Annotated in this window: 17 protein-coding genes; 10 read left to right on the forward strand and 7 right to left on the reverse strand. The window is 61.5% G+C overall.

Going from position 1 to position 20,793, the window contains the following annotated elements; all coding sequences use genetic code 11:
* Positions 1-519: 519 nt before the first annotated feature.
* The 3 genes from ACP3TE_RS00445 to ACP3TE_RS00455 are packed head-to-tail and all read left to right on the forward strand — an operon-like array spanning position 520 to position 3,528.
* A complete protein-coding gene (locus tag ACP3TE_RS00445; RefSeq protein WP_426734797.1) occupies positions 520-1,599 on the forward strand; it encodes an efflux RND transporter periplasmic adaptor subunit in 1,080 nt (359 codons plus the stop codon).
* Positions 1,589-2,296, forward strand: a complete 708-nt coding sequence (locus ACP3TE_RS00450; RefSeq protein ID WP_105658038.1) for an ABC transporter ATP-binding protein — start codon at positions 1,589-1,591, stop codon at positions 2,294-2,296. Before ACP3TE_RS00445 ends, ACP3TE_RS00450 begins: the two co-directional genes overlap by 11 nt.
* Positions 2,293-3,528, forward strand: coding sequence for an ABC transporter permease (locus ACP3TE_RS00455; protein WP_332503229.1), 1,236 nt, complete (start codon positions 2,293-2,295; stop codon positions 3,526-3,528). The genes ACP3TE_RS00450 and ACP3TE_RS00455 overlap by 4 nt, the downstream gene beginning before the upstream one ends.
* A 189-nt stretch (positions 3,529-3,717) precedes the next feature.
* Here ACP3TE_RS00455 and ACP3TE_RS00460 read toward each other — a convergent pair whose 3' ends face one another.
* Positions 3,718-5,346, reverse strand: a complete 1,629-nt coding sequence (locus ACP3TE_RS00460) for a hypothetical protein (RefSeq protein ID WP_426734800.1) — start codon at positions 5,344-5,346, stop codon at positions 3,718-3,720.
* 547 nt (positions 5,347-5,893) lie between these two features.
* Between ACP3TE_RS00460 and ACP3TE_RS00465 the strand changes: the two genes are divergently transcribed.
* The 4 genes from ACP3TE_RS00465 (at position 5,894) to hpaD (ending at position 10,809) form a co-directional block, all read left to right on the forward strand.
* Positions 5,894-7,417 (forward strand): fumarylacetoacetate hydrolase family protein, encoded by a 1,524-nt coding sequence (locus ACP3TE_RS00465; RefSeq protein WP_426734802.1) that lies wholly within the window; start codon positions 5,894-5,896, stop codon positions 7,415-7,417.
* Positions 7,417-8,076 carry a GntR family transcriptional regulator gene (locus ACP3TE_RS00470; RefSeq protein ID WP_332488680.1) on the forward strand — a complete coding sequence of 220 codons (660 nt, stop codon included), beginning with the start codon at positions 7,417-7,419 and terminating at the stop codon, positions 8,074-8,076. The genes ACP3TE_RS00465 and ACP3TE_RS00470 overlap by 1 nt, the downstream gene beginning before the upstream one ends.
* Positions 8,077-8,154: 78 nt before the next feature.
* Positions 8,155-9,648: a 5-carboxymethyl-2-hydroxymuconate semialdehyde dehydrogenase gene (gene hpaE, locus ACP3TE_RS00475; protein WP_105658032.1), complete on the forward strand. Its 1,494-nt coding sequence runs from the start codon at positions 8,155-8,157 to the stop codon at positions 9,646-9,648.
* A 63-nt stretch (positions 9,649-9,711) separates the two neighbouring features.
* Positions 9,712-10,809, forward strand: coding sequence for a 3,4-dihydroxyphenylacetate 2,3-dioxygenase (gene hpaD / locus ACP3TE_RS00480; protein WP_332488693.1), 1,098 nt, complete (start codon positions 9,712-9,714; stop codon positions 10,807-10,809).
* Between the two features lie 126 nt (positions 10,810-10,935).
* Here the strand turns inward: hpaD and ACP3TE_RS00485 are convergent, their stop codons facing one another.
* Positions 10,936-11,301 (reverse strand): VOC family protein, encoded by a 366-nt coding sequence (locus tag ACP3TE_RS00485; RefSeq protein ID WP_426734804.1) that lies wholly within the window; start codon positions 11,299-11,301, stop codon positions 10,936-10,938.
* A gap of 94 nt (positions 11,302-11,395) precedes the next feature.
* Here ACP3TE_RS00485 and ACP3TE_RS00490 point away from each other — a divergent pair, with 94 nt between their 5' ends.
* Positions 11,396-12,391, forward strand: a complete 996-nt coding sequence (locus ACP3TE_RS00490; RefSeq protein ID WP_105658030.1) for a helix-turn-helix transcriptional regulator — start codon at positions 11,396-11,398, stop codon at positions 12,389-12,391.
* Positions 12,392-12,470: 79 nt separating this feature from the next.
* On the opposite strand, the gene ACP3TE_RS00495 is transcribed toward ACP3TE_RS00490, so the two are convergent.
* Positions 12,471-13,784, reverse strand: a complete 1,314-nt coding sequence (locus tag ACP3TE_RS00495) for an MFS transporter (protein ID WP_105658029.1) — start codon at positions 13,782-13,784, stop codon at positions 12,471-12,473.
* A 9-nt stretch (positions 13,785-13,793) separates the two neighbouring features.
* On the reverse strand, positions 13,794-15,209 hold the full coding sequence (locus tag ACP3TE_RS00500; protein WP_105658028.1) for a M20 family metallopeptidase: 1,416 nt from the start codon (positions 15,207-15,209) through the stop codon (positions 13,794-13,796).
* A gap of 126 nt (positions 15,210-15,335) precedes the next feature.
* Between ACP3TE_RS00500 and ACP3TE_RS00505 the strand changes: the two genes are divergently transcribed.
* Entirely contained in the window at positions 15,336-16,232 is an 897-nt protein-coding gene (locus ACP3TE_RS00505; RefSeq protein WP_426734807.1) for a LysR family transcriptional regulator, read from the forward strand.
* 429 nt (positions 16,233-16,661) lie between these two features.
* On the opposite strand, the gene ACP3TE_RS00510 is transcribed toward ACP3TE_RS00505, so the two are convergent.
* The 3 genes from ACP3TE_RS00510 to ACP3TE_RS00520 form a co-directional block, all read right to left on the reverse strand.
* Positions 16,662-17,657: a permease prefix domain 1-containing protein gene (locus ACP3TE_RS00510; RefSeq protein WP_426734809.1), complete on the reverse strand. Its 996-nt coding sequence runs from the start codon at positions 17,655-17,657 to the stop codon at positions 16,662-16,664.
* A gap of 1 nt (position 17,658) precedes the next feature.
* The gene (locus tag ACP3TE_RS00515) at positions 17,659-17,988 is read right to left on the reverse strand and encodes a PadR family transcriptional regulator (RefSeq protein WP_105658025.1); all 330 of its coding nucleotides are present in this window, start codon (positions 17,986-17,988) and stop codon (positions 17,659-17,661) included.
* 536 nt (positions 17,989-18,524) lie between these two features.
* The gene (locus tag ACP3TE_RS00520; protein WP_332504356.1) at positions 18,525-19,235 is read right to left on the reverse strand and encodes a FadR/GntR family transcriptional regulator; all 711 of its coding nucleotides are present in this window, start codon (positions 19,233-19,235) and stop codon (positions 18,525-18,527) included.
* Positions 19,236-19,388: 153 nt separating this feature from the next.
* On the opposite strand from ACP3TE_RS00520, the gene ACP3TE_RS00525 reads away from it, so the two are divergent.
* Complete coding sequence (locus ACP3TE_RS00525) at positions 19,389-20,750, forward strand: SLC13 family permease (RefSeq protein ID WP_105658024.1); 1,362 nt, start codon at positions 19,389-19,391, stop codon at positions 20,748-20,750.
* The last annotated feature ends 43 nt before the right edge of the window (positions 20,751-20,793 follow it).

Consider the following 20,793-nt stretch of genomic DNA (forward strand, 5'->3'; position numbering starts at 1 on the left):
GCCGACATCCTACGCCGGCATTCGGCTTTGTGCCAGCAAATGGAAGGAAATAAATTTGGCTGAAAATGAAGCAATCGGTGCACTTCTTTGCCCATGGATTAAACGTGCTTGTCACCTGCCAAATTCACGATTCAGGCCCTAGCGGACAGCAATGAAGGTCGATGCTCTGCGACAGCGGCTTTGGCACCCCCGCTCGCCCGCGGCGCCCGAAAGGCTGGGCAGAAACCGGCCTGGAACAATCCTGCCGACCCCGGGGCCAGTACAGAAGCAATGGCACTACGCCTCGGGAGCTCCACATCCACCGAAGAGCTCCGCGGCATCGAGCCCCGGAGACTGCCCCGCTTCACCCCGGGACGTCGAGAAGATTCACTAAGACCTTCAACTACTAATTTGAGTACTCGGTCTGACCTGCAAAGTAAAAATAAATCTCAATCTGATAAAGGTTGCATGTTTTCTCCGTTTGAGCTTGGTAGTTGCTGAACACTTTGGTAATCATTGAATGGTGAAAAGAGCAACCCTATGAGCCAACGACGCGCGTTCCGTCGCATATTCCTTCCCGCTGCATGGCTAGTTATCGGCGCCTTGATCGCCGTCAGCCTCGTGAAACTCGCGTTTGCCGGCGGCACTGCCAGCGCCGACGATGACCTGTTCCCCACCGGAGAGATCCCGGCAGAGACCATCTTTGCTGAGAAAGCCACGGTAGAGAACAAGCTGTCCATTCCCGGAACCATTAAGCTCACCGAATCGAAAGAGCTGAATGCGCCCGTGGACGGCGTTGTCAATTGGGCTTTCGTCAAGCCAGGCGACAATGTCTCCCTCGGCGATCGAATCTTCCAGGTCCGCGCCGAATCCCAGCCAGAGAGCGTTGAGGCCAACGACTCGGATAGTGAAGGTTCACAAGACGAGCAGCAACCGCAGGAAGCTGCGCCAGTGGTGAAGTACCACGACGTCTACGCAACGGCCACAGGCAAGGTCGGCGCTTTCCAGATCGAGGTTGGCGATGACGTCACCAAGGGCACGGCACTCGGCGCGATCCAACCCCAGGAATTCTTGGCCGCCGGTTCGATCGATCCGCTGGACCGCTACCGGTTGCTCGATGAAAGCCTCGAAGCAACGATCACCATTGACGGCGGACCGGAGCCATTCACCTGCAAGGACCTGTCTGTCGGTGACAGCGCTTCGAAGAAAACCAGCGCCGGCTCCGCAGACCAGAACATGGAATCGCAGATGGATCCAATGGCATCCGGAGAATCCACTGAGAGCTCTTCGGGCAGCGAGATTTCTTGTGCCGTACCTGCAGACATCGTGGTTTTCGACGGCCTGAGCATGAACATGGAAATTGATGCAGGCACCGCCGAGGACGTATTGACCGTACCGGTATCGGCTGTTCGCGGCCTGGTTGGCCAGGGCGCGGTGTGGAGGCTGGATGAAAACGGCAAGGAAATCCGCACCGAGGTAGAGCTTGGCGTGACCGACGGAAAGGTCATCGAGGTGATTTCAGGACTGAAGGATGAGACGGAAATTCTCCGCTTCGTCCCAGGATCCACCCCGGCACCTGAAGAAATGATGGATACGGAGTCCTACTCAGATGAGTGGTGAGCCATTGCTGAAGCTCGAGAATGTCACGCGCAGCGTCCTGCTGCCCGATGACAGCGAGCTGCATATCCTCAACGGGATTGATCTCACGGTGTCCGAAGGCGATCACATAGCCATTGTCGGCCGTTCGGGTACGGGCAAGTCCACGCTGCTGAATATCCTCGGCCTGCTTGATCGGCCCACCAACGGCAGCCTGCTGTGGCGAGGCAAGGATGCGACCCGGCTGAGCGCCAAACAGGCGGCCCATGCGCGCGGACGCGACCTCGGTTTCGTTTTCCAGCAGTTCAACCTCCTGCCAGGACGCACTGCCCTGGAAAATGTCATGGCTCCACTGATGTACGCCGGTGGACGCGACTTCTGGAATCGGCGCAAGCTAGCAACCGAGTCCTTGGAGCGCGTGGGACTGGGCAAACGCTTGGATTCAATGCCCCAGACGCTCTCCGGTGGTGAGCAGCAACGTGTGGCCATCGCTCGCGCGCTGGTCCGCCGGCCACGAGTCGTACTGGCCGATGAGCCCACCGGTGCCTTGGATGTCACTACCGGACGTGCGGTGATGGATCTCTTGGATTCCGCCACGGTTGATTCCGGCGCTGCCCTGATCACCATCACGCACGACAGCAATGTTGCGGCCTTGGCCCGAGAACAGCTGCAGTTGGATGGCGGGCGGCTGCATCCGCTCAGTGAGGTGGCGGCAAGATGAAATCCTTAACTCGCTTAGGAACCGGTTTTGTTGCTGCGCTGCTGGAGGCATGGCAGGAACTGCGTATTCACAAGTTGCGCGTCTTGCTCTCCTTGGTTGGTGTCACCATTGCGGTGGCCTCGTTGACTACGGCATTGGCCGGAGCTGGCATGGCGCGTCAGATGATGACCGAAAGCCTTGAAAGCGAGGGTCGGCCAGCAATGATTGTTGTCTACGCCTACGACCCGAACTCGGATGCTGGTCCTGCGGGCAACGACCAAATCGATGAGGCCTTTCAAAAGACCAGTGACCGGTTCAAGGTCGAGTACACCACCATGATGGGACGCAGCTACGACCAGAAAGCTTCAGCCCAAGGGCTGAGCCTTGATGCCGAGATCATGGTGGTTGATCCCGACTACGCTCCAATGCACCGGTTAGTTGTTACTGACGGCCGCTGGCTGGAAGCCGAAGATGCACAGAATCTTGCCCCAGCGGCGGTGGTTGACCACACCTTCATCAAAGAATTGGGACTGGAAGGCCAGCGACTGCCTTTAACCGTGGATTTGATGAGCAATGGGAACACCGTCTCAGTTACGGTCATCGGAACCACCAAAGCATCTAGCTACGGCATGGGCGGCAAGCTGTGGATGCTGCCGGCCACCTATGAGCACTGGTTCGGCATGCAAGCTCCGCTCAATGAGGTCAGCTACAAGCTGTGGGTGCCCATCGAGGGATCCGAAGAGCTGGCCATGCACTTCGGCCAGCAAATGCAGGCAGAACTTCCTGGTCTCACAGTTGATGCGCACCGCGAAGATTATCTGATGTGGGGTGCTGATGAGAGCTTGAAGATGTTGACCATGGTGGTTGCCGGGATCGCAATCATCATCTTGCTGCTTGGTTCCCTGAGTCTGCTCAATGTTGCCATGGTGACCATGAAGCAGCGTATCCGCGAAGTGGGTATCCGACGCAGCTTCGGTGCAACAACCGGACGCGTATTCTTCTCGGTGATGATGGAAAGCGTCGTGGCCACGGCCGTAGCAGGTGGCATTGGCGTGCTCATCTCCGTTGCCTTGGTCTCCAACGAGAATCTGCTGAATATGGTGATGGCTACCGAGCTGGACCAGATGCCGGCATTCCCTATCGGTGCGGCCGTACTTGGCATGGGAGTTTCCATCGCCGTAGGCGCACTGACCGGTGTGCTTCCCGCGCTGGTGGCAGCCCGAGTCAAGATTGTGGATGCTATTCGCGTCTAATATGCAGATGCCGCTAAGGCGCTGGAACGGAATCATGACTTCCGTTCCAGCGCCTTCTGCGTACCTCTGGTGAGTCGGCTGATTAACTGCGGTAGCCGAGGACCGTTGAGAAAGCCTCCGTCGCCGAGGTCTCAAACCAAGAGGTTCTTCTCCAGCTCAGTGGCCGCGAACTGTGTTGAGCTGATCTGTTTATCCCTTGCTCACGGCAGGGAGGGATTCGTCGCTGCGCGATGCGCCTCCGGACGCGCGTTTTCTATCCTTCTTCCTCTTTCCATCTTCCGTCTTCATCCAAGCAATCAACCCGATAGTAGTGACAGCAGCGATGCCGATCCAAATAGTTCCCCAAAGTGTGGATAACTGGATCCCCAGACCTCCGGTAACGGTGAAAATCAGTGTGGCCGGCAGGAATATAAACGCAAAAATATTCACTCGGTGACTGAACTTCTCACGCTTAACCGCCTCTTCGCGCAGTTGTTCGGCTCGTTCGCGATTCACCTGCTCTTCTTCGGCGCGCTGGTTGGCTTCCAGATAATCCATGATGGATTTCTGCTCGATCAGTGAATGCTTGATTCTTTCTTCCAGCATGCGCACGTTCTGCATGGCTTGCAGCACCCGAGTTGCAGATTCACGTCCGGGTATCTCCTGCAACCAGCGCTTGCCGTGGAACTCGATAAACCTTTTTTGAATGTCCTTGTATCGCTTAAGCGAAGCAGCGGAATCCTCAAGGTTTCCGGTTGCCGCTAGATTGGCCAGGTGTCCCGCGCGCTGGGTCAAGAATTCATCTTGCTGCATCGTCAAGACCGCCAAATCGACGAAGACTGAATGCGCTAGGGCCACCGTATGCCCAGTCTCTGCGATCCAGTGTTCAGGATCGCCATCCGGACGGGACTGGGCAACAATCCCCATCCCCCGATCACTGCACCAACCAATTGACGGGCCAAGGGAGACTTGGGCTTTGCTAGCTCCGAGGTCGGACCAGTCGCTCAAAGTTGGCTTAGGCGTGGCGGTTTGAGCAATGCTCAGTGCATGCGCCCAGCGCACTGCAGGGTTGTCCATCGCGCTCGGTCCGTGCCAGTGTTTTTGGCACTGAGGAATCTTGTCTTGCGGAATAAAAGTGGAGATCGTATAGATGTTCCCCCATGGATCCTGCTTGTCTTTTGATTGCAGAGCGCCGCCATTATTCAGTTCTACTGCCAAGCCTGCTGAACGCAAGGCGTTGTTTACACCCGCTCGCAAGTCCTTGCCATCGATGTTTGTGCCCGGCAGTAGCCCAGCACGAGTCGGCCGGTGCAACGCAGAGGTCACCCAACCGGGGGTTTGCAATGCCTCTTTCGAAAGCTTCAGGTGCAAGGCGACGTATTCAGCGTTGCCGGCTCCTGTTTCCGCCTCACTACGAGAACGTGAAATTCCAGCGATCCGGATACCGGCGCCGGTCAGCTTGCTGATTACCTTCTGGTTGTCGAAAGCAAACGTTGGAGCACCCGATAGTGCTTGCTTCGCGTCGGCAGTCATGGCCAGGAAATGAGGTCCGACCGAAGTCTTGTCGAACCAGCTTTTTGATGCTTTATGCAGATTTCCCGCGTCGTTTTGGAGAAACTCAGAGGTTTCGCTTTGCAGATCTTTGCAGAACATCTTCCACGTGATATCCGCGGCATTCGACGGGACCCACCACAAGTTTCCATCAGGTTCCGTGATCGAAGATGCCGGAACTCTGGCGACCAACGCCACGGATCCCCACATCCAGCTATTTGCGTGGACCTCGGTGGGGTGCGACGGCAGCGTCGAATCAATCACGCCTGTGTTTTGACCTGAAGACATCTTTTTCCTTGCGCTCTCATCTCAGCGAGTTTCGGATATTAAATACACTCCCCATAAATACAGGCTATCTACAATTACCCGGCATGCAGGAGGAAGCAACGGAATATTTCTCGTGAACAATCCATGACTCCACTTGCCCTCACCCTCAGTGAAATGGCCTATTTCCACGAACGGCAAAAGAGCGCCTGCCGTAGCTCGGCTTCGGTTCGCGAGCGAGCTTGCCACTGCCGCCCAGCTGGCAAGAGGATAGCGCCGGTCGGGCATCCTTTGCCGACTACAGGGCAACGATGGCCATGCAGGGAATCCGGCATCAGATCGACTGGCTAGCCAGGATTCCAGCTATCGATTGTGTGCTGCAGTACATCCGTTCCGGCGCCCCGCAATTGTCCATTTCGAAACATTCCCGCTCCCGGAGAATTCCGCGTGATCTTGCGGATTCCCAGGCCTTCACGGTAATCATTTCCAAAGATTTCCAAAGCCCGCTTGACACCGTTTGAGATTCGGCGCACACTGATCGTATACGATTTGATGTACGAGATGATGTTCGATGAAAGCAGGCCGATCAACGGTGAGCAATATTGTCCCAGTAACCGAAGAGACCTTCGCGCAGGCAGGCAAGATCCTGGCCGTACACCTTAGCTACTCCTCGCGTGCAGCGCAGCGCGGACGCACCCCGAAGTTCCCCAGCTACTTCATGAAGGCCACCAGCTCGCTGGCCGCCAGCGGTTCCACCGTGGAACGCCCAGCTGGCACCGAGCTGCTCGCCTTCGAGGGCGAGATCGCACTGATCATCGGCAAGACCGCTCGCCGCGTCTCGGTAGACGAAGCCTGGGGCTACGTCGGGCAGGTCACCGCATCGAACGACCTCGGCGTGCACGACATGAAGTACGCGGACAAGGGCTCGAACATCCGCTCCAAGTCCGGCGACGGCTACACCCCGGTGGGTCCCAACGCCCTGGATGCCGCCACCTTGGATCCTGCCAGGCTGCGCGTGCAGACCTGGGTCAACGGCAAGCTCGCCCAGGACGCCGACACCTCCGAGCTGCTCTTCTCCTTCGCAACCATCATCGCCGACCTGTCCCAGCAGATGACCTTGCAGCCAGGTGACATGATCCTCACCGGCACCCCGGCCGGCTCCACCGTCTTCTTCCCCGGCGACGTTGTCGAGGTCGAGGTCACCGACCTGGTCTCCGGCGCCACGACCGGCAAGCTGGAGACCACCGCCGTCGAGGGCACTGCGGCCTTCGCCGCTTTCGGCAACCAGCCAAAGGTCACCGACAAGGACAAGGAAGATGCCTACGGCGATCGCGAGACCGCCGGCATGGCCCCGATCATCACCGGCAAGGACGTGCTGACCGACAAGGTCCGCGAGCAGCTGGCTTCGGTGGCTACCGCCACCTTGTCCGCCACCTTGCGCAAGCGCGGCCTGAACAACGTGAACATCGAAGTCCCCGGTGCCACCAAGGGCATGCAGCGCGTGATCGGCACCGCCCGCACCCTGCGCTACATCCCCAACCGCGAGGACCTGTTCAAGGCCCACGGCGGCGGCTACAACATGCAGAAGCAGTCCATCGACTCGCTCAATGACGGCGAGATCCTGGTCATGGAAGCCCGCGGCGAGACCGGCTCGGCCACCCTGGGCGACATCCTGGCCCTGCGCTCCCAGCAGCTCGGCGCCGCCGGCATCATCTCCGATGGCGGCGTACGGGACCTGGACGCCGTGTCCAACCTGCAGATCCCGGTCTTCTACAACGGCGCCCACCCAGCGGTTCTCGGCCGCAAGCACGTGGCCTGGGACAAGGACATCACCGTGGCCTGCGGCGGCGTATCGGTGCAGCCAGGAGATGTGATCGTGGCCGACTCCGATGGCATCGTGGTCATCCCGCCAGCAATGGTGGCCGAGGTGGCCGCTGAAGCCGCGGTGACCGAATCCAATGACGAATTCATCTTCGCCATGGTCCAGCGCGGCCACGGCATCGAGGGCCTGTTCCCGATGAATGATGCGTGGAAGAGCAAGTACAACGCCTGGAAGGACGCAGGCAGCCCGGATCTGGACTCATGGTCGCTGTAATGACCGCCTCCAAGTCCGAAGCCGCCTACCAGCTGGTTTCCGAGCGCATCGTCAACGGGGCATACTCCCCCGGCTACCGGCTGGTGCTGGGCACCATTGCCGATGAGCTGGGCTGCTCCGTGGTTCCGGTGCGCGAGGCGATCCGCCGGCTGGAGGCCGAGGGCCTGGTGCACTTCACCCGCAACGTCGGGGCGACGGTGGCCCACGTGGATTCCACCCTGTACCTGCACACCATGCAGACCCTGATGGTCATCGAGCCGGCCGCTACCGCGCTGGCTGCGGATGCCATGGATGCCGCCTGGCTTGCCAAGGCGCGGGCGCTGAACGAGAACATGCGCCAGTGCCTGGCGGATTTCGATCCGGTGGCCTTCACCCGGATGAATACCGAATTCCACCAGCTGCTCTACGGCCAGTGCCCCAATCCGCACATCCTGGACCTGGTCCAGCGCGGATGGCGCCGGCTGGCGGCCATGCGGGCCAGCAGCTTCACCCACATTCCCAACCGGGCTCGCGCTTCGGTTCAGGAACATGAGGCGCTGCTGGATCTGATCGGCAACCATGCCACCCCGGCGCAGATCGAAGCCGCCTGCCGGGACCACCGCTCGAATACGCTCAACGCCTATTTGAAAGCGGCCGGCATGGCACCTAGCGCCATCTAGCCAGCAGCACCGAGAACTTTCATAGATTTGCCACAACCCATCCGGTGAAAACACCGGAACAGCACGAAAGGAACTGCCATGAGCAAGCACTTCGTACCGGAAAACCTTCCGACCCACCTGCAGCACTACATCAACGGCGAATTCGTTGACTCCATCGGCGGAGCAACCTTCGACGTGCAGGAACCGGTAAGCAACACCAACTACGCCACCGTGGCTTCGGCACAGCCTGAAGACGTGGACCTGGCAGTTGCCGCCGCCAACAAGGCCTTCAAGGAAGGCCCTTGGGCCAAGATGCTGCCACGCGAGCGTTCCCGCGTGCTGCACAAGATCGCTGACATCGTCGAGTCCCGCGACGAAGAGCTCTCGCTGCTCGAGTCCTACGACTCCGGCCTGCCGATCACCCAGGCCAAGGGCCAGGCCCGCCGCGCCGCGGAGAACTTCCGCTTCTTCGCCGACCTGATCGTCGCGCAGGTGGATAACTCCTTCCGCGTCCCAGGACGCCAGATGAACTACGTGAACCGCAAGCCCATTGGCGTCGCCGCGCTGATCACCCCGTGGAACGTTCCATTCATGCAGGAATCCTGGAAGCTGGCTCCGGCCATCGCCACCGGCAACTCTGTGGTCCTCAAGCCTGCCAGCTACACCCCGCTCTCCGCTGGCCTGTGGCCAGAAATCTTCCGCGAAGCCGGCCTGCCAGAGGGCGTCTTCAACCTGATCTTCGGTTCCGGCGGCGTGGCCGGCGACTACCTGGTCAAGCACCCGGATGTGCCGCTGGTGTCCTTCACCGGCGACTCCTCCACCGGCGCCACCATCTCCACCGCGGCCGCGCCATTCTTCAAGGGCCTGTCCCTGGAACTCGGTGGAAAGTCCCCTGCAGTGGTCTTCGCCGACGCTGATCTGGAAGCTGCCCTGGACGCCACCGTGTTCGGCGTGTTCTCGCTGAACGGCGAGCGTTGCACCGCCGGTTCCCGCGTGCTGGTCCAGCGCGATATCTACGATGATTTCGTAGCCAAGTTCGCAGAACGCGCCAAGAACATCCGCGTTGGCCTGCCGAGTGACCCGAAGACCGAAGTCGGTGCACTGGTGCACCCTAACCACTTCGAGAAGGTCATGGGCTACATCGAGATCGGCAAGACCGAAGGCCGCTTGCTGGCCGGCGGCGGCCGCGCCGAAGGCTTCGAAGAGGGCAACTACGTTGCTCCGACCGTCTTCGCCGATGTTGCCCCGGATGCGCAGATCTTCCAGGACGAGATCTTCGGCCCGGTTGTTGCCATCACCCCGTTCGACACCGACGAGGAAGCACTGGAACTGGCCAACAACACCAAGTACGGCCTGGCAGCCTACGTGTGGACCAGCAACTTGAAGCGCGCGCACAACTTCGCGCACCAGATCGATTCGGGCATGGTGTGGCTGAACTCCAACAATGTCCGCGACCTGCGCACCCCATTCGGCGGCGTGAAGGCTTCGGGCCTGGGCCGCGAAGGCGGCTACCGCTCGGTGGACTTCTACACCACCCAGCAGTCCATCCAGATCACCCTGAACGAAGCGCACTCCCCTAAGTTCGGCGTCTAGGAAGCACGCGCTTCCCGCCCCTAGTTTTTCTTGCTTGCAAAGGAGCAAATCATGAGCAAAGAGATCGCAAACCCGATCCCAACCCCTTCGGTTCCAGCACCGGATATCCTGCGCTGCGCCTACGCTGAACTGGTCGTCACCGACCTGGAGCGCTCGCGCAAGTTCTACGTGGACGTACTGGGCCTGCACGTATCCTACGAAGACGAGAACCAGATCTACCTGCGTTCCTTCGAGGAATTCATCCACCACAACCTGGTGCTGACCAAGGGTCCGGTCGCCGCACTGAAGGCCATGGCTTTCCGCGTGCGTTCCACCGAAGAGGTCGACAAGGCCGAGGCCTACTACAAGGAATTGGGCTGCCGCACCGAGCGCCGCAAGGAAGGCTTCGTCAAGGGCATCGGCGACGCCGTGCGCGTTGAGGATCCACTGGGCTTCCCATACGAGTTCTTCTTCGAGACCACCCACGTAGAGCGCCTGCACATGCGCTACGACCTGTACTCGGCCGGCGAACTGGTCCGCCTGGACCACTTCAACCAGGTCACCCCGGACGTGCCACGCGGCCGCAAGTACCTCGAGGACCTGGGCTTCCGCGTCACCGAGGACATCCAGGACGACGAAGGCACCACCTACGCAGCCTGGATGCACCGCAAGGGCACCGTGCACGACACCGCTTTGACCGGCGGCAACGGCCCGCGCCTGCACCACGTGGCCTTCTCCACCCACGAGAAGCACAACATCATCCAGATCTGCGACAAGATGGGCGCACTGCGCATCTCGGACCGCATCGAGCGCGGCCCCGGCCGCCACGGCGTCTCCAACGCGTTCTACCTGTACATCCTGGATCCAGATGACCACCGCATCGAGATCTACACCCAGGATTACTACACCGGCGATCCGGACAACCCGACCATCACCTGGAACGTGCACGACAACCAGCGCCGCGACTGGTGGGGCAACCCGGTTGTTCCATCGTGGTACACCGAAGCTTCCAAGGTCCTGGACCTGGATGGCAACGTGCAGGAAGTCATCGAGCGCACCGATGACTCCGAGCTGGAAGTCACCATTGGCGCCGACGGCTTCTCCTTCACCCGTGCCGGTGACGAAGACGGCTCGTACCATGGCCAGGCTTCCAAGGGCTTCAAGCTGGGCAACCAGCTCTAAGCCAGGCAAGCTCTTCTAGACCCAGAGCTTGGCAGCTTCCCTGAGCTGCAACACAAGAATCCCGGGACATCAGCGAATTTCTTCGCCGATGCCCCGGGATTCTGCTTTTATTGGCCACGCTAATTCCTAGTCCATCGGCGAGACCCTGATCAGGTTGCCATCTGGATCCGCAGCAACAAAGGTCCTGCCAAAGACTTCGTCGTAAGGTTCTTGCAAGATGCGCACTCCCTTGGCGGACCATTGGCGGCAAGTTTCGTCAACGTCACCGCCGGAGCCGGGGACCATCAAACCCACCTCGCTGGTGCGCGGGGTTTCCGGGACCGCATCTTCATTCTTGCCGGACCACACAGCGAAGCTCACCTGCTCGCTGAGGGCGAATGCCACATAGCGCGGCGAGACGAAGACAGGATCCATATCGAACAAATCGCCATAGAATTCGGCAGCTTTCCGGGCATCTTTGACATAAACGAGGAAAAGGTTCGGGCGGGGCATCGGGGACTCCTGGGATCAATGAATTAGTGGACATTAGCAGTCCACCAGAAAATCACGACAGAACATGTCTTCTTTTCTGGGATACTTGGAGGTCATGAAAGCTTCCAGGCTGTTGCACCTGCTCTTGCTGTTGCAGACTCGTCAGCGCATCAGCTCCTCGGAACTGTCCCAGACGCTGGAGGTCTCGCGACGGACCATCCTGCGCGATGTCGAAGCGCTGTCCATGGCTGGCGTCCCTGTCTACGCCGAGCGCGGGCGCCACGGAGGAATCGCCTTGCTGCCGGGCTCCCGATTGAATCTGGCCCATCTGGAGCCGCCGGAGCTGGAAGCCTTGTCCGTGGCGGGGCTCGATGAACGGCATTTGGAACTTCTGGGCTTGCGGGACGCACATGCTACGGCGGCGCGCAAGGTCGCGCTGAAGCAGGACGCAGCTCCAGCGGCCCATCCCCGGGCTACGTTGGCCGATATTGTCATGGTGGATAGTTCTGCCTGGCTGTCGGGCCGGAGCCTGCTGGTCGATATCGCGGATCTGGCAACCGCGTTGCGGCTTCGGCGCCAGCTGCGCATCAAGTATCGGCGCAGTACCGAGGCGCACCCAGCGTTCCTGCTCGTGGATCCCTATGGACTCGTGGCCAAGTCCGGTCGCTGGTATCTCGTCGCCGAACAGCAAGGTGAGCAGCGGCTGTTCTCGTTGGAGCGGCTCTACTCATTCGAAATCCTGCAGGCGCCGGCAAACTTGCAGGTCGACGCCACCCTGCGCACGGTGTGGCTCTCGCTCAAGGAACGCACAGAGGCACCCGGGGACGTGATGATCACGGCCCGCCTGCGTGCAACTCGACTGGATTTGGCCCGGCGAATCTTGGGCGAGCGTCTCCGGGACGTGGACGCAGCCGAAGGAGGGTGGTACCCGATCACTATTGTGTTCCGGCAAATCCAAGACGTGCGCCAACTGCTCCAATTTGCCGACCATATCCACGTAACTGGTCCCCCAGCGGCACGTGACATGATTCGCGCGCTGGCCACCGATCTGGTTTCGCGCCATCAGGATCCATCCGCCGCACCGGTGCCCCGAGAGCCGGATCGTTCGTGATCGTCGCGAGCGCGCAAAGGCCGGCAACCGCTGCGGTTGCCGGCCTTGTGCTTCCTGCGCTGCTTCACCAGTGGCGGGGTCAGCGCACCGCCCGGAAACGGAAGGCGGAGCCCAGCGCCGCGATGCTCACGATGGCCAGCACCGCCAGGTAGTAGCCCGGGGCAATCGGCTGGCCAGTGGCCTCGATCAGGAAGGCGCAAATCATCGGGGTGAATCCGCCGAAAATCGCCACAGAGGTGTTGTAGCTGAAGGACAGGCCCGTGGCCCGCGAGGAATCGCTGAAGACATCAGCCATCACCGACGGCAGCGCACCGAAGTACAATGCCTTGAGCAATCCCAGGATGACCATTACGACCGCGAGGACCAGGAAGGTCTTGCCCGCAATCAACCAGAGGAACAGCGGGATGGTCAGCAGCATGATCGCCAGGGCGGCGGGAATCATGATGCGCAATCGTCCGAAGCGGTCCGAAAGGTGGCCCACCACTGGCGTGGCGAAGGTCAAGATCGCCCCGGAGATAATCAGCGAGGAAAAGGAAACGGTAGGGCTCATGCCCAATTGGCTGATGCCGAAAGTCGGCATGTACTGCAGCACGAAGTTCAGCGCTGTCGAAATAGCCAGCGCTCCGCCGGCGATGAACACCGAGGCCTTGTTCGAGCGGAACAGCTCGCGCACCGGGGCATGCACCGCGTTCTTGGCGCTGTGCCGATCCCCCGGGGCCGCTTCGGGCAGCGGCGCTTCATCGACGTGGCGACGGATCCACCAGCCGGCAGGGCCCACCAGCAGACCGATGAAGAACGGTATGCGCCAGGCCCAGTCGTTCATCTGCTCCGTCGTGAAGATACTGGTCAAAGCGACCACCGTGATGGCAGCCATCATCGCGCCCAAGCCTTGGCTTGCGAACTGGAAGCTGCCCAGGAATCCCTTGCGCCCCTTGTCCTGCGCCAAGAGGTACGAGGTGGCGGCACCGAACTCGCCACCGGCGGAGAAGCCCTGGATGAGCCGCCCCAGGATGAGCCCCAGCGGAGCGAAGATGCCGATGGTGTCGTAGCCCGGCAGCAGTGCAATGATCGCCGTACCCACTACCATCAGCCTGATAGTGAGGATCAACCCCTTTTTCAAGCCCTTGCGGTCCGCATAGGATCCGAGTACAAGTCCACCTAGAGGGCGGATCAGGTAGGAGATACCGAAGACCGCAAAAGCCTGGATGACCTCTACTGCCGGATTTTCCGAGGGGAAGAAGTTGTGGCCGATATAGATTGCCAACAGCGCATAGATGGCCATGTCGTACCACTCCAGCGCATTGCCAATGGTGGCTGCGGCGATACCGCGAGCGGTGGACTGGCGTCGGGCCGGCGCTGTCTGGTCTTTAACTGGTAATTGCTGATTTTCCATGCTGGAGTCCTAGATCTTCTCGCTGCTAGCCGCTACCGTGCGCGGCAAGGTCGTGTTCGTTGCCAGGTCATGGAAGAGCCCGCACATCATTTTCAGTCCTTGGCGCAGCACCGGCTCCAGGGCGTGCTCGTTGGGCCCGTGCTGCTGGCACCCCGGATAGGAATGCGGGACCCACAAGGTCGGCAGGCCAAGCGTCGATTCGAAGACCGCATTGGGCAGCGAACCGCCGATATTGGGCAAGACCACCGCGGGCACGCCGGTGCTCCGCTGGATGGACTCGCTGGCCCAGCGCACCCAAGGGTTGTCGGGGTTGGTCCTGCTGGCCGGGAAGCACTGTCCCATGGCCAGCTGCACCATCGGGTAGCCGGCCTCGTCCAGTGCCCGCCGGATCGCCGCTTCCAGCCCCGCCAGATCCGTTCCAACGACGAAGCGCAGTTGCAGGACCGCCCGGGCCTCACCCGGGATGGCATTGACCGGCCGGGCGACGTCGGCCGATTGCAGGGCGATCACCTCCAGGGTATTCCAGGCGTAGAGCCGTTCTGCCGCGCTCAGCCTGGTGTCGCCCCAGCCGTCGGCCAATTGCGGGTCCTGCGCTCCTCCGCCCACCTGCACCGATTGGAGCGCTTGGCGCACCGAGTCGGGCAGTTCGTCGGGAAGCAGCCCTGGTACTTGGATACGCCCATGCCCATCGACCAGTGCACCGATCGCGCCAGCCAGCGTGGTTGCGGGGTTGCGCAGCAGGCCGCCCCAATTCCCTGAATGATAGCCGCCCGCGCGCAGCGGAATGCTGAGTTCGAAGGTCGCCCCACCCCGTGCGCCAAGGAATATCGTGGGTTCCTGGGCTGACAATCTGGGGCCGTCGGAGGCGATGAAGAGATCTGCGGCGAGTTCTTCGCGGTGCGCCGCGGCGTATTCATCCAGCTGCGGGGACCCGATTTCCTCGCCGGCTTCGAACAGGAAGACCGCGTTGAATCCCAATTCCCCGCGCTGGGCCAGCAGCATCTCGAAGGCCTTGAGGTTCACCAGGTGCTGGCCCTTGTTATCCGCCGCGCCGCGTCCGTACCAGCGCTCGCCTTGGGCATCCAGCACGAAAGGATCGCGCCCCTGCTCCCATTGCCCCGCTTGGCCGTCAACCACATCGGCATGCCCGTAGCACAGCACCGTAGTGTAATCCCGATGTTCTGTGCGAACCGCGCGCAGGAAAGAATTGCCCGATCCCCGCCAGTCCAGATCAAGCCGCACAGTAAAGCCCATGCCTTCGAGCCTCGATCGTAAGTTCTTATCCAGATATGAGTTCGTTGCAACCCTCTGGCTGGGGTCGGTGCTGACCGTCGGGCAGGCAACCAGCTCGGACAAGTCCTCGAACAGCTCCCCCGAGTCGACATACTTGTCCGCAGCTACTAGCAAATCTTCTCTATTCGGCATGATTTCTCCCCGCTCGGCGTGTTGTACTGTAGATCACATTAGGAGATGGGCGCGACGGGAACCAGTGCCGTTTCGTGCATCAGGTTTGAGTTAAATGCAAAATGCTGATCGAACGGGAACAAGAGAATGCAAACATTGCCAACGGCGCTGCGCTACTTCCATGAGGTGGCTAGCACGGGATCTATTTCCGATGCCGCCGAATCGCAACATGTTTCCGCGTCGGCGATCAGCCGGCAGATCAGCCAGCTCGAACGCCACGTCGGCGCGGCAATTTTCCGCCGCCATGCCCGCGGCATGGAATTGACCGATGCCGGGGTGCTGCTGCTGGCCCATACCCGCCGCATGCTCTCCGAAGGCGAGCAACTGGCTCAGGATCTGAGCGAGCTCTCCTCGGGGGCTTCACGAGTCATCGAGGTGGCCAGCTCGGAAGGACTTGCTGCCTCGGTGACTCCTCGCGCCGTCTCCGCGTTCTGCAAGGAACATCCCGAGGTGACGGTTCACCTGAGCGTCTTGCCCTCGGCCGAGGCCACCAGGCAGGTTATCGAAGGCACTGCGGATCTCGCGACGATCTTTGCCCTGGGCCCGCAGCGCCATGTAACCGTCGAGCATTCCTGCCCAGCTCCGGCTTATGCCGTGGTTTGCGCCGACCACCCCCTGGCTGAGCGGACGCAGGTGTCGCTGGCCGAGCTCTGCGAGTACCCGATGTCCATGCCGGCCAAGGGCATCACCCAGCGCGAGCTTTTTGACATCGCCACCTCCATGGCCGGACTCACGCCGAAGATCGCGCTAACTACCGATCACATCAATCCGGCCATGGAGTTCGCGCGTTCCGGCGCGGGGGTGACCTTGCTCAGCCGCTTCGCTCGTCGCGATGGGCTGAGCCAAGGGCTGAGGTTCATCCCGATTGACCATCCGGCTCTGGCCGAACGCAGCGCACAGATCCTCACCATGCCGCGACGCCGGCAACCAGCCTTGGTCAGTGCGCTGATCCAGCAGATCACGGCTCTGATGCAGGAATACTGATCAGGGAAGAAGGCGGCCTCGCCGCAGGGGCCGGCATGGGATTCTACTGGCCGAACAGCGGCCCCAGCTAATGGGTGGCGGTGCGGCACGGAGGCAGTCGCATGTACCGTGATGGCCCCTCCGGGGGATCGCTGATTGCCGGAGGCTTCGCTCGTCGGGTGCACCCGGGATTCGAACGGCGAGTATTTGCGCAGGCGGAGCCGAGCGAGCGCCGGAAGCGTTCGGAGCAGTCGTGGTTGACGGCGCTCTTCCTGATCGTGATGACGTGCTTTCCTAGGTGCCTTTCGAGCAACTGTCGGCCCAATTGATGGAGGGGCTTCCGTGCCGGAACACAAGCCGGGGGCAGTGACCCGCGAGCTCGTATCATTGCCGGCAGGCAGCTCAGCGCTGGACACGGTGGCACGGACTCCCACCTGCCATTCAGCGCGTTCAGCCCCGGGCTGTGCCCCGTTCCCGCACAGCCTTGCGCCAGCCGTCAACGATATCCCAGCCAATGCCGGCCGCGATTCCGCACCCGAGCAGCACGGCGAGAATGCGGAAGATGCCGCCATTGCCAGCGGCCTGTGCGTTTCCGGCGGCGAACCCGTCGCCTCCGGCAACCGCAACGAACGAGAGGAATTCCGGGTTGACGAGCTCGCCGCGCAACAGCAGGATCAGCGCCCAGGCCGCGAAGGCCAAGGCGAGCACGGTGTTCAGCACCGCCATGGCAGTTGTCCAACGACGCAGGCGGAACAGCGCGACGGCGAAGACGGCCTCGAGGATGATCAGTGCGAACAGGATGCCGATCCACCACGGCCACAGCCCCGGGTTGAGGATCGGGATCGGTTCACCGCCTGTGGGGAAGAATCCTCGGACCAGGTCCCATACCACCGCCCCGGCGGCGATGCCCAGGAATACCAGTGACGCGGTCAACTCGCTGCGGCCCGCGCCATCCTCGGGAATTTCCGGCAGCTGGTCGACATCCCACTTCACGCCAGTGTCCGCGCCAGTGCGCTCGAGCACGACGAACACGAGCGTGGTCCAGAAGCCCACGTGCACGATGACCTGCAGCCCGACGGAAAGCGACTGGACGATGCTTTCGCCCACGTCCTGTCCAGAGACCAGCAAACCCAGCGCCATTGCCCCTGCCACGCAGAGCGGCACAATCCACAGCAGCAGTTTCAGCAGGCGCCACCAAGCCAGGTAGTACTTCGGCCCGAGCAGGTGCAGCGGCCGGTCTGCGTAGCCGGCGGCGAGGATGCCGGGGTCGCCGAGTTCGGCCAGGACGCGGCGTTCTGCCTCCTGCGCGGCTTCGCCTTGGGCTACGCGCGCCTCGATGGCGTCGGCAATGGAGGCTTCGAGCTCGGCGCGGATGTCGTTCCGAATGCCGGGCTCGAGGCTGCGGATCGTGGCCGAGATGTAGCGTTCGGTCAATGTGGCAGTCATGTCAGTGCTCCTCTTCGGTGAGCGAGGCGATCGCCGTTGCCAGTGATCGCCATTCCGTGGTCAACGTGTCGGCAAGACGGATACCGTCAGGCGAGGTTCGGTAGAACTTGCGTGGCCTGGCCTCCTCGGTGTTCCACTCGCTGGTGAGGTAACCCTGCTTCTCCAGACGCCGCAGCAGCGGATACAAGGTGTTGGCATCGGTGGAGAAACCGTGGTCGTCGAGCTGCTCCAGCAGGCTGTAGCCGTATCCTGCACTGCGCAGCAGCTGCAGGCAAGCGAGCACAACGGTGCCGCGTCGCAGCTCTTGCAGTTGGGTGTCGAACTCTTCCATGCCGCTCACATTACCGTGCGCCACACACTATCGTCAATCACACATTACTGTCACAAGATGAGAGCAGGTGTTCAATGCTATTCGTTGCAGAACTGGGGGCTGCAGCCGGAAGTGAGCGGTGGCGCTGAGCCCGCACAAGCCAAACCAGCAAGTAACGCATCGCGTAGCGGCAGGACTGGCGACTGGACTGGAGTGCCAAGATCCGTTGAATTCCAGCGCAGCGTGCTCCACGCTGCGCGCTCAAGGCCTTATGCGGCGACGAGATCAACAGCCTCGGCTTCCCCGAGCCCGGCAGCGTGGTCCATAGATCGGCAGTGGCCGCGCTTTTCCAGCCCATCGCCCATCGCCTTTTGATAACTGCGAACTTTCCGCAACAGGCCAACCTCCGGCCACGGAGGCCTTCCGCGCACTGCGCGCGGGAGAATAGCAAAAGCTAGCGGCCGGCAGCACCTCGAGCCGCCCGGACATCGAAGAAAACGGCTCCGGCGAAAAAGGGCCAGCCTCGCCCGGCAGCAATTGGCTGAACGGCTTTGCGGCTACCTGCCGTCCCTGAGCAGGGCCACGTCGGAGACCATTTCTATATGCTCGCCCATCGCGGCGGCGGCACCCGTGGCATCGCCGCGGCGAATCGCATCGGCGATTTTCAGGTGCGACTCCAGCGAACGCTCCGGGCGTCCTGGCTGCCCCAACGATTCGATGCGGGTTTCGAGCACCATCTCGGCGATAAACGTCATGAGTTTTTGCAAAACCGCTGATTTGGCTGCAGCGGTAATTGCCTCGTGGAAAAGCTCATCACCGTGCTCGCCACGGCCGCCCTCGCCAATTTCCGCGGCCATCACCTCCAGCGCGTGATCGATTTTGCGCAGGTCAGCCTCGGTGCGGCGTGCGGCAGCCAGCGCGGCCAGCTTGACCTCCAAGGTACTGCGCGCCTCGACGATATCCGGCAACCGGTTCTTGTGCTCGCGCAGTTCGCGCAGCACCGTGGCGACGCTCGGACGGTGCACGAGCACCGCGCCGGTTCCATGCTGCACGTCGATGACCCCGAGTACTTCCAACGCCACCAGGGCCTGGGCCAGGGTCGCTCGCGAGACGCCGAGCTGCTCTGCCAGCTCGCGCTCGGCCGGCAAATGGTCACCGGGCCCCAACTGCTCAGCCTCGACGAAAGCCAGGATCTGCTGCATCAACTGCTCATAGAGCCGAGGGCGTTGCACCTTCGCGAACGCCCTGGCCTTCTTGGCTTCAGCCACAACCACTCCCCACCTGAAAATGTGTTCTTCCTCAAACTTACACCGAAAATTACCTTGACAAGACACCGAGAGTCTAGGAGGCTAGGCCAGTGAGCCAGTGACACCCGTCACATCAAAACCATTCAGTGCAAAGCCTCCCGAAAAGGATTTCCCATGTCTGTCGCACTCGTCTCCATCATCGTCTTGGCGGTGATGTTCATAATTGCCACGATGTTCCCGATCAACATGGGAGCCTTGGCCTTCGTTGGCGCCTTCCTGCTCGGCACGATATTCCTCGGCATGGATGCCAAGGACATTCTCGCCAGCTTCCCCGGAGGGCTGTTCTTGACCCTGGTCGGGGTCACCTACCTCTTCGCCATAGCCCAGAACAATGGCACCATCGACATCCTGGTTGACCGGGCGGTGAAACTTGTCGACAACCGGATCTCGCTGATCCCCTGGGTCATGTTCGCCATCACCGCAGCCATTACCGCCATTGGCGCCCTGGGCCCGGCAGCGGTGGCGATCATCGCCCCGATCGGCCTGCGCTTCGCCCAGAAATACGAGATCAACCCGCTCATGATGGGCATGCTGATCGTGCACGGCGCGCAAGCCGGCGGCTTCTCCCCGATCGCCGTCTACGGCGTGATCGTCAATGGGCTGATCCAGGAAGCCGGGTTCGCCTTCAGTCCCACCGCCCTGTTCCTCACCAGCTTCGCCTTCAACCTGGTGATCGCCATCGTGCTGTTTCTGGTCCTGGGCGGGCGCAAACTGGCTGGCCAGCGGGCCAGCGCCATCGCCGAACGCGTTGCCGAGGCCCGCCTGTCGGTCTCCGTGGGCTCGCAGGCAGCCGATGTCGATTTCAAGGGAAGCGGCTCGGGAACCTACGGTCCCCGCGATCCTGCCGGCGACGGCGCCGCGCCGCATGCCCCGGGCCAGCGCTTCGGCCAGGCAATGACCATCCTCGGCCTGGTCGCCCTGGCCGTGATCGCATTGGGCTTCAAGGTCGACGTCGGCTTCGTTTCGATCACCATCGCGGTCGTCCTGGCCTTGGTCAACCCCGCTGCCCAGAAGGGGGCGGTCAACAAGATCAGCTGGTCCACGGTCCTGCTCATCTGCGGCATGCTCACTTTCGTCGGAGTCCTGGAGGAAGCCGGCACCATCGAATACGCTTCGAACGCCGTGGCGACCCTGGGAGCACCGCTGCTTGCCGGCTTGCTCATCTGCTACATCGGCGCCGTTGTCTCGGCTTTCGCATCATCCACTGCCATCCTGGCCGCGCTCATCCCGCTGGCGATCCCGTTCCTGGGCTCGGGCTCGATCAGCGCTACCGGATTGATCTGCGCGCTGGCCATCGCCTCGACCATCGTGGATGTCTCGCCCTTCTCCACCAACGGCGCCCTGGTCCTTGCCAACGCCCCGGAAGGCACCGACAAGGACCGCTTCTACAAGCAGGTCCTGGGCTACGGCGGCATCATCGTCCTGGCCGGCCCTGTCCTGGCCTGGGCGCTGCTGGTCTTGCCCGGCTGGCTGTAGGCACCAGCGGAACCGCCAATCTTTCCACTCCTAGGAGGTATCT

The sequence above is a fragment of the Glutamicibacter sp. 2E12 genome (assembly GCF_050030965.1).
GTDB lineage: Bacteria > Actinomycetota > Actinomycetes > Actinomycetales > Micrococcaceae > Glutamicibacter.